This is a genomic window from Taibaiella koreensis (assembly GCF_003545715.1).
GTDB classification, from domain to species: Bacteria; Bacteroidota; Bacteroidia; order Chitinophagales; family Chitinophagaceae; genus Taibaiella; species Taibaiella koreensis.
In genome coordinates, this window is the sequence record NZ_QVNU01000003.1 from 213556 (window position 1) to 226888 (window position 13333).

At 52.7% G+C, this 13333-nt stretch carries 14 protein-coding genes and 1 riboswitch; of the genes, 8 read left to right on the forward strand and 6 right to left on the reverse strand.

Annotation, left to right across the window (positions count from 1 at the left end; all coding sequences use genetic code 11):
- Positions 1-22: 22 nt before the first annotated feature.
- From DZK30_RS10960 to DZK30_RS10970, 3 genes are all read right to left on the reverse strand, one after another.
- Complete coding sequence (locus tag DZK30_RS10960; protein WP_118974189.1) at positions 23-1426, reverse strand: RtcB family protein; 1404 nt, start codon at positions 1424-1426, stop codon at positions 23-25.
- Positions 1410-2165 carry a hypothetical protein gene (locus tag DZK30_RS10965; RefSeq protein WP_162903024.1) on the reverse strand — a complete coding sequence of 252 codons (756 nt, stop codon included), beginning with the start codon at positions 2163-2165 and terminating at the stop codon, positions 1410-1412. The genes DZK30_RS10960 and DZK30_RS10965 overlap by 17 nt, the downstream gene beginning before the upstream one ends.
- Positions 2166-2541: 376 nt before the next feature.
- Complete coding sequence (locus DZK30_RS10970; RefSeq protein ID WP_118974191.1) at positions 2542-2907, reverse strand: ribosomal maturation YjgA family protein; 366 nt, start codon at positions 2905-2907, stop codon at positions 2542-2544.
- An 87-nt stretch (positions 2908-2994) separates the two neighbouring features.
- Positions 2995-3084: riboswitch (TPP riboswitch) on the forward strand.
- On the opposite strand from DZK30_RS10970, the gene thiS reads away from it, so the two are divergent.
- From thiS to DZK30_RS11010, 8 genes are all read left to right on the forward strand, one after another.
- Positions 3044-3361 carry a sulfur carrier protein ThiS gene (gene thiS / locus DZK30_RS26240; RefSeq protein ID WP_205529416.1) on the forward strand — a complete coding sequence of 106 codons (318 nt, stop codon included), beginning with the start codon at positions 3044-3046 and terminating at the stop codon, positions 3359-3361. It overlaps the preceding riboswitch by 41 nt.
- Positions 3362-3364: 3 nt before the next feature.
- On the forward strand, positions 3365-5209 hold the full coding sequence (thiC, locus tag DZK30_RS10980) for a phosphomethylpyrimidine synthase ThiC (protein WP_317125491.1): 1845 nt from the start codon (positions 3365-3367) through the stop codon (positions 5207-5209).
- 4 nt (positions 5210-5213) lie between these two features.
- Positions 5214-5831, forward strand: coding sequence for a thiamine phosphate synthase (locus tag DZK30_RS10985; RefSeq protein WP_162903025.1), 618 nt, complete (start codon positions 5214-5216; stop codon positions 5829-5831).
- Positions 5810-6562, forward strand: a complete 753-nt coding sequence (locus tag DZK30_RS10990; RefSeq protein ID WP_118974193.1) for a hydroxymethylpyrimidine/phosphomethylpyrimidine kinase — start codon at positions 5810-5812, stop codon at positions 6560-6562. Before DZK30_RS10985 ends, DZK30_RS10990 begins: the two co-directional genes overlap by 22 nt.
- The gene (locus tag DZK30_RS10995; protein WP_118974194.1) at positions 6552-7154 is read left to right on the forward strand and encodes a thiamine phosphate synthase; all 603 of its coding nucleotides are present in this window, start codon (positions 6552-6554) and stop codon (positions 7152-7154) included. Before DZK30_RS10990 ends, DZK30_RS10995 begins: the two co-directional genes overlap by 11 nt.
- 10 nt (positions 7155-7164) lie before the next feature.
- Positions 7165-7944 carry a thiazole synthase gene (locus DZK30_RS11000; RefSeq protein ID WP_118974675.1) on the forward strand — a complete coding sequence of 260 codons (780 nt, stop codon included), beginning with the start codon at positions 7165-7167 and terminating at the stop codon, positions 7942-7944.
- A 4-nt stretch (positions 7945-7948) separates the two neighbouring features.
- Positions 7949-9073 (forward strand): 2-iminoacetate synthase ThiH, encoded by a 1125-nt coding sequence (gene thiH, locus DZK30_RS11005; protein ID WP_118974195.1) that lies wholly within the window; start codon positions 7949-7951, stop codon positions 9071-9073.
- A gap of 14 nt (positions 9074-9087) precedes the next feature.
- Positions 9088-9798: a HesA/MoeB/ThiF family protein gene (locus DZK30_RS11010; RefSeq protein WP_118974676.1), complete on the forward strand. Its 711-nt coding sequence runs from the start codon at positions 9088-9090 to the stop codon at positions 9796-9798.
- Here the strand turns inward: DZK30_RS11010 and DZK30_RS11015 are convergent.
- The 3 genes from DZK30_RS11015 to DZK30_RS11025 all read right to left on the reverse strand — a co-directional run bounded on the left by DZK30_RS11015 (position 9787) and on the right by DZK30_RS11025 (position 13228).
- A complete protein-coding gene (locus DZK30_RS11015; protein WP_118974196.1) occupies positions 9787-11220 on the reverse strand; it encodes a POT-type proton-dependent oligopeptide transporter in 1434 nt (477 codons plus the stop codon). The two genes, DZK30_RS11010 and DZK30_RS11015, sit on opposite strands and share 12 nt — an antisense overlap.
- A gap of 119 nt (positions 11221-11339) precedes the next feature.
- Positions 11340-12110, reverse strand: coding sequence for a LytR/AlgR family response regulator transcription factor (locus tag DZK30_RS11020; RefSeq protein ID WP_118974197.1), 771 nt, complete (start codon positions 12108-12110; stop codon positions 11340-11342).
- Complete coding sequence (locus DZK30_RS11025) at positions 12107-13228, reverse strand: sensor histidine kinase (protein WP_118974198.1); 1122 nt, start codon at positions 13226-13228, stop codon at positions 12107-12109. Before DZK30_RS11025 ends, DZK30_RS11020 begins: the two co-directional genes overlap by 4 nt.
- Positions 13229-13333 lie beyond the last annotated feature (105 nt).

Genomic DNA, 13333 nt, shown 5'->3' on the forward strand with positions numbered 1-13333 from the left:
GTGTTGTTTTTTAGCGGTTCTATTATTCTTTGTTCATTCTTACAATGCGGGGCATGAATTTTCCCTGGATGCTGACCAGTTCCTGCTGCGCTGTCATTACGCGTTCGATGTCCTTGTAGGCCGTAGGGTTCTCTTCCACACTACCGCCAATGAGCGTAACACCGGCTTCGGCAAGCATCTTTTTGAGCGCCGAGGCGGTCATGTTTTCCCGGGCACGTTTGCGGCTCATGGCCCTCCCAGCGCCATGTGAAGCGGAATACAATGCATCGCCTTGTCCTTTGCCGGCTACCAGGTAGGCGGCCGTCGTCATGCTGCCGGGAATAATGCCCAGCTCGCCCTCATGCGCCGGCGTAGCGCCTTTACGGTGCAGGATGACCTCGCTACCGTCAGCCAGCGTATCCTTCCAGGCGAAGTTGTGGTGGTTCTCCACCCTTACCAGCACCTGCAGTCCGACAGCCTTGAGCACATTGGCATGGATGCGGTCGTGACAGGCTTTGGCATAATCGCCGGCCAGATTCATGCTGAGCCAGTATTCCTGTCCTGCTTCGCTATCCATATCGAGCCAGGCTAATGATTGCGCCTCCCGGGGCAGCTTACAGGTGTCCATGGCGATACGGGTGTAGTGTTGGGCAATATTGGCGCCCAGACCGCGGCTACCCGAATGCGACAGCAAGGCCATATAGGTCTTTGCCGGTAATCCCAGGCCGTTGTCCTCATGCAGCTCAATGAGCCCGAACTCAACAAAATGATTGCCACTGCCCGAGCTGCCCAGCTGCCGGGCAGCTTTCATCTGCAACCGCTTCAGCAATGTGGTGGCGTCAAAGGCCTCGTGATCCAACACCTCGTGGTCCTGCGCCCGTTCGAGGCCACCCTCGATGCCAAAATGGGTATGCTCTTTGAGCGCGCACTTCATCTGGTAGGCATGGCTCTTGAGAAAGGCCGGGCCTTCATCCAGGATGGACAGCGACATGCGGCAGCCGATATCGACGCCTACAGCATAAGGGATCACTGCCCTGCGGGTGGCCAGCACGCCGCCGATAGGCAGGCCGTAGCCGGTATGGGCATCGGGCATCAGCGCGCCCTGTACGGTTACCGGCAACGACATGGCCAGCTCCATCTGCTTTTTGGCGCTATGCTCCACTTCTTTGCCGCCATATACTTTCAGCCGCCCGGTTTGTTCGAGCAAGGAAAATGTCTGGTAGTTACAGGGCTGCTCTTCTGTAATGAAGGTAGCCGCGAGTTTCCCGAGTACTTCGTCGTTTACATAGGTCTCTGGTTGATTTTTAATGTTCGTTAATAATGTGATCCAGGCGGCTTTGCTCTCATGTCTGAAATGCCTGGGTATGATATTTGTAGCCAGGCTGCGGGCAATGTCGTTGGTATAGCCCAGCCGGCTCAGTTCTTTTGTTTTAAGAAAATGGCTCATGTTCTTCATCGTTTGCCGCTTCTGCTGTAATGCGGTACAGCGGCTTGTTGTGTAAAGGATTCTTTTCCCGGTCGGTCCTTCTATCCCACCTGCTGCGCCAGCCACAGCCCCATACTATTCTGTTCAGGCGGGGGCCGAGATGGTGTTGGGTAATGTGGTTGTCGATCTGCTCCAGTTCCTGTTCCAGCACCTCATCCACGGTCTTTACATGAGTGATCATGTTGGGTCTTACCTGGAGCACGAAACGCCATGGCTCTGCAAACACATATTGGATATAAGGCTTGCCGCCCTTATCCACGTACTCTTTGGGATAGAAAAGAACTTTTTCTTCGGGGCTCAGCTGAGCACGGCTCCATTCGTAGCTGTAGAAGGCGCGCAGATGCTGAGGCTTCACTTCGTAAAGTTTTTTCCTGTTCCTTTTCCGTTTAACCCTTCTTTTAAAAGACCGGTTGACGGCGTAATCTATAGTATTGATCTTGCTCAGCAGGTTGCTGTAAAAAGCTGCGGCAGCGCTCCGGGCTACATCTTCCCTGAGGATGAAAGTCCTTTTCCAGCCGCGCTGGTAGGGCTCTTCCAAAGGTGTTAGCGGCAGGCGTCGCCGTGCCATCAGGAGTTCTTCCTGGCGATTTTGCAGCCGTATCAGCTGTTTGTCGCGATCTTCTTTCAGTGATCGCTTTCTTTGCCTTGCGGTGCGTAGCCTATAGCAACCTGGTTCAAACGAGCTGTCATGATGGTCCATAACAGGGGGTTTGATCCGTTTATCAAAATGGGTGGATATCCGTTCGTCCTTGCGCAAAGGATATATCCCCTGAGACATCAAGGCTGCGGTATGCCAGGCATACGGAAAGATCAGCAAAGGAGCATGATCGTAGGGGCACAACAGGAAATGACCGTTGGCTCAGGGGCAGGCATAGCTTCACCGCTGCTTTACGCAGCGCAATTTCTTCTTTTCACAAAAAGAAAAAGCTATTCCCGCCCGGGTCAGGCAGCAATGATAAGGGATGGTATGTAGAGACAGTAAGTCATTGGCTATTGTGCATTAGAGGGTCAACACACTCAATATCGCCGGCAAAAATAAAGCAAAAACACAAACCACAAATTTTTAAGCTATAGATTTAATCTTTCTTGTGCAAAAGTTTTTCTATTGCCACGCCCGCCAGCACGCCGGCACAATAAGCCAGCAGATCCGACCATAGAAAGCCTTGGCCCAGCACAAGACGACCGGGCAGGGTAGAACGCAAGGCGTTGATCCATGGCGCCCTGTAGCATTGGCTGAATTCGATGGCAAAGCATATCGACAGGCTTATGGCTGCTATTGCAATGCTGCGTTTATGCAGGAAAATAAGGCGCATGATAAAGTACATCATCAGGGCATATAGCGCATCGCCCGTCGCAGCCGGAACAAACGACAGGCGTCTGGATAGCAGGCCAAGAACGATTGTTGCTGCAATAATGCCCAGGCAGGCAATACGGTTTTTCATCGGTAGGCGGATAAGCAGACAAAGTATGGATAAACTTTGTTAAACCGGCGTCACCGGCTTTGCCGTTCCGATTTAATATTTACCTTCGTTCCGCTTTAGGGGTGCCTTAGTGCTGAGATAATACCCTACGAACCTGATGCAGTTAGTACTGCCGAAGGGAAAAGTAAGACTATTCCGTGTGCCGGTATACCTGTATGGTATAGCGATCTACGCACCGCTACTGTCGTTCCTGGAGCCAATCTGTTTGGGAATGAAAATATTTATCAACGACGAGCCGCATGATGTTGCTGAAGCAGCAACCCTGGCACATATTGTTTTTGGCCGGTTGGGTGAAAAGCAAAAAGGCATTGCCGTGGCCGTAAACAACAACGTGATCGCCCGGCAGGAACGGGAAAGCTATGTGCTGCAGACAGGCGATCATGTCCTGATCATTAAAGCAACACAAGGAGGATAGCCTATGCAAAAGGAAACTATGGCTCATAGCCATGCCATTACGACCGGGGCCATTACCGGTTCCCGGAAGGTTTATGTACCGGGTACACGATACGATATTCAGGTAGCCATGCGGGAGATTGTCTTATCGCCTACAAAGCTCGCTGGTGGCGGTACGGAAACGAATATGCCGGTAACGGTCTACGATACGGGCGGCCCCTATACCGACGATAGTGCTGTGATCGATATCCGTAGTGGCTTGCCCCGCCTGCGGGAGCGCTGGATACTGCAACGTGGCGATGTAACGGTATTGGACGAGATTAGCTCGGCCTACGGCAGGGAGCGGCATGCCGATCCGCGGCTGGATGCTTTGCGTTTCCAGCTCATACAAAAGCCGCTGAAAGCAAAACCGGGACAGAACGTAAGCCAGTTGCACTATGCCAGGAAGGGGATTGTAACACCGGAAATGGAATATGTTGCCATCAGGGAGAACCAGCGTTACGAAATGTTGCAGCAGCAATTGAACGGCAGCTATGATAGCCTTGCAGCGCAGCATGCCGGCAACAGCTTCGGAGCCAACACACCACAGGGCCACATTACGCCGGAATTTGTACGTGCTGAGATCGCGGCCGGAAGGGCGATCATACCCAGCAACATCAATCATCCCGAGGCGGAGCCGATGATCATCGGACGTAATTTCCTGGTAAAGATCAATGCCAATATCGGTAACAGCGCCGTGACTTCCAGTATAGAAGAAGAAGTGGAAAAGGCCGTGTGGGCCTGTCGCTGGGGCGCCGATACCATTATGGACCTGTCCACCGGTAAGAACATACATGAGACCCGTGAGTGGATCATCCGTAATTCACCGGTGCCCATCGGTACGGTACCTATTTACCAGGCTTTGGAAAAGGTGAACGGGAAAGCAGAAGACCTTACATGGGAGCTGTTCAGGGATACCCTGATTGAGCAGGCAGAGCAAGGCGTCTCTTATTTCACGATACATGCCGGCGTATTGCTGCGTTATATACCACTTACAGCTAAAAGGATGACCGGGATCGTGTCCCGCGGGGGAAGCATTATGGCCAAATGGTGCCTGGCCCATCATAAGGAGAATTTCCTGTACACGCATTTCGAGGAGATCTGCGAAATCATGAAGGCTTATGATGTGGCTTTTTCATTGGGCGATGGATTGCGTCCGGGCGCTATTGCCGATGCCAACGATGCCGCGCAGTTTGCAGAGCTGGAAACGCTGGGTGAACTGACGAAGATCGCCTGGAAGCATGATATACAAACGATGATCGAAGGTCCGGGGCATGTACCCATGCATCTCATCAGGGAGAATATGGAGAAGCAATTGAAAACCTGCGGCGAAGCACCCTTCTATACATTGGGCCCATTGACTACCGACATTGCACCCGGCTACGATCATATTACCTCTGCCATAGGCGCGGCCATGATCGGCTGGTATGGTACAGCTATGCTTTGCTATGTTACACCCAAGGAGCATTTAGGTCTGCCTAATAGGAAAGATGTAAAGGATGGCGTGATCACTTATAAGCTGGCCGCACATGCGGCAGACCTGGCCAAAGGCCACCCGGGCGCGCAATACAGGGATAATGCATTAAGCAAAGCGCGTTTCGAATTTCGCTGGGAGGACCAGTTCAACCTGTCGCTGGACCCCGATACGGCGCGGGAATATCATGATGAAACCTTGCCGGCCGATGGTGCTAAGATCGCGCATTTCTGCTCGATGTGCGGGCCCAAGTTCTGCTCGATGAAGATCACACAGGAAATACGGGAATCAGCTGCCAGCGGTATGTTTGAGAAGGCAGAGGAGTTCCGGCTGAATGGTAATGAACTCTATTCCTGATACCATGCCCGGATTGATCCTGATCTCCGAGCCCGGCCACAGGGAGAACGAGGCGCAATTGCTCAATGGCATGTTTGCTGCCGGACTTTCCCTGCTGCACCTTCGTAAGCCGGAGCAAGCGATGGGTGAAGTCTTCAGTCTGCTGACGGCGATTGACCCGGCCTACCGGGAACGGATCGTGCTCCCGTTTTCGTTGACGCAGCGCAATCGCTCTCCGTTTCCGGAATACAGGAGGATCCATTTTCCCGGGCAGTTGCGTCAGCGTACGAAGCCGGAGTACTTCAGCGCATTACGGGATAAAGGCTATCTGTTGTCTACCTCGATCCATGAAATGGCTTCACTGGATGCTTTACCGCCGGCTTTTGCTTATACCTTCCTGGGCCCTGTTTTCGATAGCATATCCAAACCGGGCTATGCGGCCATGGATCGCGAGGTCTTGATGCAACTGCCGGAGGCACGTCGTACCAAGGTCATCGCCCTCGGAGGGATCAATGAAGAGAATTGCAGGACGGCCCTGGACTACGGCTTCGACGGTGTTGCGGTGCTGGGCGCTGTTTGGCACAGCGAAGATCCTCTGGGACAATTTAAAAAGATACAGGCATGCCTTATGAAAGACCGGTAGTGCTTAGCATAGCGGGTTACGATCCCAGTGGTGGCGCCGGTGTGCTGGCCGACATCAAGGCTTTTGAACAGCATCGCTGCCTGGGTATGGCAGCCGTAACCGCCTGGACAGTACAGACGGAAGACAAGTTTTTTCAGTGGACACCCATGACAGCAGAGCAGATCCTGTCCCAGGTGGAACCGCTGCTGGAGCAGTATGCGATACAATGGGTCAAGATAGGATTGTGTCCAGGGCCGGAACTGTTGCTGACTTTGCTGCGCCGGCTGAAGGAACGGTTCCCGCAACTGAGGATAATCTGGGACCCCGTGTTATCGGCATCTGCGGGTTTCTCTTTTGTGACGGCCATACAGGAATCTTTGCTGGCGACGATTGCGGCGCATATATACCTGGTTACACCCAATGTACCCGAAGCCATGTTGCTCAGCGGCGCGGCAGATGAAATGAAGGCCGGGGAAGGCCTGGCCCGCTATACGAATGTGCTGCTGAAAGGTGGGCATTCGGAGAGTGTTCGCGGGACCGATCGCTTATGGACCGAAGGCCGGCAGGTCGCCCTGCCGCCGGGTACCCGTATCGTCTACAACAAGCACGGTTCAGGCTGCATTTTATCGGCCGCCATTACGGCTAACCTGGCCCATGGACTGACTTTGGAGCATGCCTGTCGTGAAGGGAAAAAATATGTAGAACAAGTGTTACGCAGCAACACACAATTACTCGCTTATCATGTTGCCTAAACTACAATACATATCGCAGGGAGCGACGGCCCCACAGCAGCTGGAACACATCAGGAAAGTGCTTGACCTGGGATGTAAATGGATACAACTACGCTTCAAGCAGCAGGAACAAATCGTTCTGGTGTCGCTTGCGGAAACCGTAAAGCAATTGTGCGCCGCTTACGATGCGATGCTGATCATTAATGATCATGTAAACATTGCAAAAGAAGTGGCCGCAGACGGGGTACATCTGGGTTTATCGGATACACCGGTTGCCGTCGCCCGTCAGACACTGGAAGCAGGAAAGATCATAGGCGGTACGGCCAATACCCTGGATGATGTAAGACAGCGCATAAGGGAAGGCTGTGATTATATCGGCCTAGGTCCTTACCGCTTCACTGCCACGAAGGAAAAGCTGAGTCCCGTGCTCGGCCTGGAAGGTTACCGTCAGCTCTTCGCCAGTCTCTCCGCGACGGAGCGCACTGTCCCTATCTACGCTATTGGCGGTATTCTTAAAGAAGATATTCCAGCGCTTTTGGACGCAGGATTATATGGTATTGCCGTTTCCGGTTTGCTGACGCATACTGTGGAACCTATTGATTGTATTATTTAAAACGGATACTATGGATCATTTAAAGATCGCCGACAGGGTTTTTAGCTCCCGCTTATTCCTGGGCACGGGTAAATTCGGCTCGCCGCAGCTGATGGGTGAGGCTGTCAGCGCCTCCGGTTCCGAACTGGTGACTGTGTCGTTGAAGCGCATCGACGCCGAAACGGAAACAGATACGCTACTAGAACAATTGCAGCTACCGGGTGTGCAGGTATTGCCCAATACTTCCGGTGCGCGCAATGCCAGAGAAGCTGTATTTGCGGCGCAGCTTGCCCGTGAGGCGCTGGAAACGAACTGGCTCAAGCTGGAGATCCATCCCGATCCGAAATACCTGATGCCGGATGCGCTGGAAACGTTGAAGGCCACGGAGGAGCTGGCCCGGCTGGGTTTTGTGGTGCTGCCTTATATCCATGCCGATCCTGTGCTGTGCAAGCAGCTGGAAGAAGCCGGTACTGCGGCGGTAATGCCCTTGGGCGCGCCCATAGGGACCAATAAAGGTTTGCGGACCCTCGACTTCCTGGAGATCATCATCGAGCAGAGCAGGGTACCCGTGATCGTTGATGCCGGTATCGGTGCGCCCTCGCATGCCGCACAGGCCATGGAGCTGGGCGCCGATGCCGTATTGGTCAATACAGCTGTTGCCGTAAGCAGTGATCCGGTGCGTATGGCAGAGGCTTTTAAATGGGCTGTAGCTGCGGGCCGGGCTGCTTATGTAGCCGGCCTGGGCGGTATGCGCCGCCATGCCGGTGCCAGCAGTCCTTTAACCGCTTTTCTTGATGACCTGAACGCATAGACTTATGTTCTCTGAAATTTTTGAGTGCTACGATTGGGATACGATTGCCGGGGAAATTGCCGGCAAAACGGAAGCGGATGTGCAGGCGGCCCTTCAGAAAAGCAAACGCAACCTGGAAGACTTCAAAGCGCTGATATCTCCGGCAGCGCTGCCTTTCCTGGAGCAGATGGCCCGGCTCAGCCATGGGCTGACGCAAAAGCGTTTTGGTAAAACCATACAAATGTATGCGCCGCTGTACCTGAGCAATGAGTGTCAGAACATCTGCACGTATTGCGCCTTTAGCCTCGACAACAACATACCACGCAGAACATTGAGCGGAGCGGAGATACTGCAGGAGATTGCCGTACTGAAGCAAATGGGCTACGATCATGTATTGCTGGTAACCGGGGAAGCCAATAAAACAGTAGGCGTAGCCTACCTAAAGGAGACGATCCGGCTGATCCGGCCGCATTTTTCCAATATTTCCATGGAAGTACAACCCTTAGATGAGGCCGACTACGCTTTGCTGCGTGGGGAAGGTCTGCATAGCGTGCTGGTGTACCAGGAAACGTACCACAGGGACCACTACAAGCAATATCATCCCAAAGGGAAAAAGTCGAATTTTCAATACCGTCTCGAGACGCCTGACCGGCTTGGGAAAGCAGGTATCCATAAGATCGGGTTGGGTACACTGATCGGGCTGGAAGACTGGCGGGCCGAAGCCTTCTTTACGGCATTGCACCTGCAATACCTGGAAAGAACCTATTGGCGAACGAAGTACTCTGTTTCTTTCCCTCGCCTGCGCCCGATCGAGCAGGCGGGTCAAAACGATCCCAAGGTCTTTGAACGCTATATGAGCGATAAGGAACTGGTACAGCTGATTTGTGCCTACCGCTTACTGGACGAGGAGCTGGAACTTTCTTTATCTACGCGGGAAGAAGAACGCTTCCGGGATCATATTATTCCGCTGGGTATTACCAGCATGAGCGCCGGATCCAAAACCAATCCGGGCGGCTATGCCGTATCACCCCAGTCACTGGAGCAATTTGAGATCTCCGATGAACGGAGCCCTGAAGAAATGGCTGCTGTAATAAGGGCCAAAGGCTATGAGCCCATATGGAAAGATTGGCACCCGGTATGGATGCAATAATAAAGCGGGGATATATGTTCACTACAGAGGAAGTCGTGCGCTACAGCCGGCAGATCATTCTCGAAGATATTGGTCCTGAAGGGCAGCGACAGATCAAGCAAGGCAGGGTACTGGTGATCGGCGCCGGCGGCCTCGGTTGCCCCGTGCTCCAATACCTGAATGCCGTTGGCATAGGTACTCTGGGCATTGCCGAATTCGACGTCGTGGAAGCGACAAATCTTCACCGGCAAATACTCTACCGGCCCTCAGACATCGGCCGTAAAAAGGCGACAGCTGCTATCGAAGTGCTGCATGCCCACAATCCTTATACACAGCTGGTACATCATGATATAAAGGTCGATGAAACCAATGCTGCTGCATTGGTAGCGGACTACGACCTCGTGGTGGATGGCTGCGATAACTTCAATACACGTTACGCCGTGAACGATGCCTGCGTACAGCAGGGAAAGCCTTTGGTCTATGGTAGCATCCTGGGCTTCGAAGGGCAGGTGACGGTGTTTAACCGTGACGGCAGCGGACAACTACGTGATCTGTTCCCCGAACCACCCGATGCAGACGAAGTGCCTTCCTGCTCGGAAAATGGCGTGCTGGGAACAGTGCCGGGTATCATCGGTACCATTATGGCGCAGGCAGCGATCCATATCCTCCTCGGCCAGCCCTCCTTCGAAGGCCGCTTCCTGTTGCTGGATACCCGCAGCATGGAACGTAAAGTATTATCCTTCTGATGGGCCGGTTGGTCCATCTGTACCGGAGATCCGGGGGCTAAACAAAGTGCGGGCATAAGCAAGGCTATACAGTACGGCTACGATGCTCATCAAGATGATGAAAAAGCCATAATAACTGGCGCCCGATAAGCGACTTAAAATACCCTTGTGACCGATATTGTTGTTGATGAGGGACACCAGGTAATTTCCCAGCGAGATCGTCAGCAGCCAGAAAGACATAATTGTGCTTTTCATGGAAGCCGGCGCCTGCGCGTAAGCATATTCCAGCCCGGTAAGATAGACGAGGATCTCAGCCGTCGTCTGTAGAAAATAAGCGAGTATCTGCCATGCTGCGGAGGGATGCTGCCCCCGGTCTATCAGTTGCTGCAGCATAAAGATGACTACGAAAGACAGGATCAGCAGCACAAAGCCGGCAAGTATTTTGCGATGCTCGTTAAAGTTGATGCCTTTGCGTTGCAGAAAGGGATATACCGCGCTGGTAAATAAAGGAGTGAGCACCAGTATAAACACAGGGTTGGCCGCTTGCACCTGCTGGGGCAGCAAAGTGATACCCGCAACGTTGAGATCGAGCTTGGTCGCCTGGATCACCCATTCCGAGGTGCTTTGATCGCTCAGCATCCAATAGGCCGGGACAAAAGCAAATAAGGCAATCACTTTCCATACGGATTGAACAGCGGCTACGGTATCCGGCCCGTAGCGTTGTGCCGCGATCTTCCGGGGGCTTTGCCCACCGAAGAGCTGCCTTATATTTTTCAATACATAAAAATTTACGCCCAGGAAGTGATCCTTAGGAAAGCCCGCGGGTTTTACCCGCACATATTTTTTCCTGCCCATGAAAAAGACCAGCGTGGCCAATAGCATCAGCAGACCCGGTACACCAAAGGCCACCCTGGCGCCGAAGTGCTGTAGCAGGTAAGGAATAAAGAGCGTGGAAAAGAAGGAACCGAAATTGATGCTGAGGTAAAACCAGCTGAACGCTTTCCCCAGCAAATGCCGGTTGCTGTCGTCGAACTGATCACCGACATTGGCCGATACGCAAGGCTTGATACCACCCGAGCCGACCGCGATCAATACCAGGCCCGACATGAACATCGGGTAGTGATCGGTGAAGCCGGCCATGAGAAAGTTGCCCAAGCAGTATACCAGTGATAGCCATAGGATAATGGTGTATTTACCCAGGAACCAGTCTGCCAGCAGGGCGCCCGCGATGGGCATCAGGTAATTGAGCGTGATAAAGAAGTGGGTTGCTTCATTGGCTCTGGCCTCAGCAGCCACCTGTAGCGCCGGATCGCCGCCGGGGTTGAAAAAGTGCGTGGCCAGGTATACCGTAAGGATCGCCCTGAGACCATAATAGCTGAAACGTTCGGCCGCTTCGTTGCCGATAATGTATTTGATCCCTGCTGGAATGCTGCCTTTAGCCATGATCGCGGTTGCTTTTGTTCCCTTAAAAATGGGAAAAAACAAATGAGCGCGTTGCGCTAATTCTGTAAGCTGCAGAAAACAGGGATTAAGCGGAGCTGTTCCATCGCCGGGACGTTTTGCTACAGATCGCGGAATACACGGCTGAGTTGTTGCTTATAATTGCGGCTCATCTTGAGGGTCTCTTGGTTTCGCATCACGATCTTATACTCGCCGTTGAAATAAGGAATAAATTCCTGCACGAAGGCCGCGTTAATGATATGCGAGCGATGGATACGTACGAACTGCTGCGGGGCAAGCTTCTGCTCCAGGGCGCCGAGGCTGTCGTTGATGAGGTGATAACCGTGTTCTGTAAATACCTTTACATAATCGCCGGCTGCTTCAAAATAAACAATATCGGATACGGCCAAATAGAAGATCCGTTGCGCTTCTTTGATCGCTATGCGCTCCAGGTAGGCCGGTGGCGCCTGCTGTTCCCGGAGCATACGCAGCAGGCCATCGTAAAGATGCTGTTCCCTGCCGCCGGTATGGCGGTCCAGAAAACGGCGTATGGCTAAGCCGAATTTGTCCCGGTCAAAGGGCTTTAGCAGATAGCCCACGGCATTGGCTTCAAAAGCGCGGAGGGCATATTGGTCATAGGCCGTTGTGAAAATGATATACGGGTCATGCTTGCCTGTAATGGCATCCAGCAGCTCGAAGCCGTTCATTACCGGCATCTGTATATCAAGAAAGACCAGGTCGGGTCGCAGAACGGGTATTTTTTCCGCAGCTTGTCGGCTCTTGGTAAAGCGGCTGGTCAAGGCAATCTCAGGGAACTCTTTCAGGTATTCCTCGATCACGTTGGCGGCTAAAGGCTCATCGTCTACGATAATGGCGGTGATTCTGGCTGTCATACAAGTGGTATCATCAATTCAGCTATCGTGGTTCCATTCCCTTCGTTGTACAGCCGGTAGGTAGCTTGCTCACCGAAGTACTGTTTCAGGCGTTCGCTTACGTTGCTTTGACCGATGCCGTGCCCCTTTGCGGGCCGGCCGGGATCCAGCTCGCCGGTATTGCTTACCGCAAGCCTTAGCCGGCTTTCTGCTAAGGTCGCACTGATCCGGATCTCCGCCGGTTCGTCGGTTTGTTCTACGCCGTGGATCACGGCATTTTCCACCACCGGCTGCAAGATAAAATAAGGAACCGATATGGCAGCCGCATCAGGAGCAATCTGTTTGGAATAGATCAGGCGTTCGCCGAAGCGAGTCTGCTGTAAAGAGAGGTAAAGGTCTGCGATCCGTAATTCTTCTTCCAGGGGCACCAGCTCCCGTTCCTGTTGTTCCAACGACAGCCGCAGCAGATCGCTGAGAGCGGAGAGCATGCGTACCGCTTTATCATTCTCTTTGCTGAGAATAAGTCCCGTAATCGATTGGTGAGCATTGAACAGGAAATGGGGTTGTATCTGCATCTTGAGCGTTTGCAGCTGAGCCAGCGTGAGCCTGTATTTCAGCTCTTTATTCTGCAGCTCCGTTTGCAACAATTCCTTTTGCGTCGTTTGCAGGGAATGCAGGTAAATGTACATATTCACCATGCCCACGATGAGAAAGTAATTAATGATATAGGCAAAATATTTCTGGAGGAAAGGGATCATCAGCTCTCCAAGTACGACTTTTCTATGGTAAAAGGCCTCTGCCATTGGTTTGATAATAGCCAGCTCCACCATGAATTCCAGCGCCAGGATGGCCGTTCCGAAAAAGATATGCAGCAGTATGAACCAAAACAGACGGCAATTGCCGATATTAATCTTGAGCGCCAGCAGTACGATCGCTGGTGTGAGCAGGAGCCATAGCAACCAGCGTAGCAGGTATTGCCGCTGCTCGATAAGGTCCAGCGCCTTCATGCCGAAATAACGGTTGGCGATCAGCTCGGCGCCATATACAAAAAATCCGAGCAGCAGCCAGAACAGCAGCGCTGCCAGCAGGATGCGGCTGCTGTGCCTGCGAAAAAGCGCGATATAAGGGATCGTGGGCATGATACAAAGGAAGGTACGAAATTAACAATATTCTGCCCGCTCCCTTTCTTTGAATACGCCTGGTCCGGATTAACTTTGCACCTGGTTTATTTTCCTACCCAATAA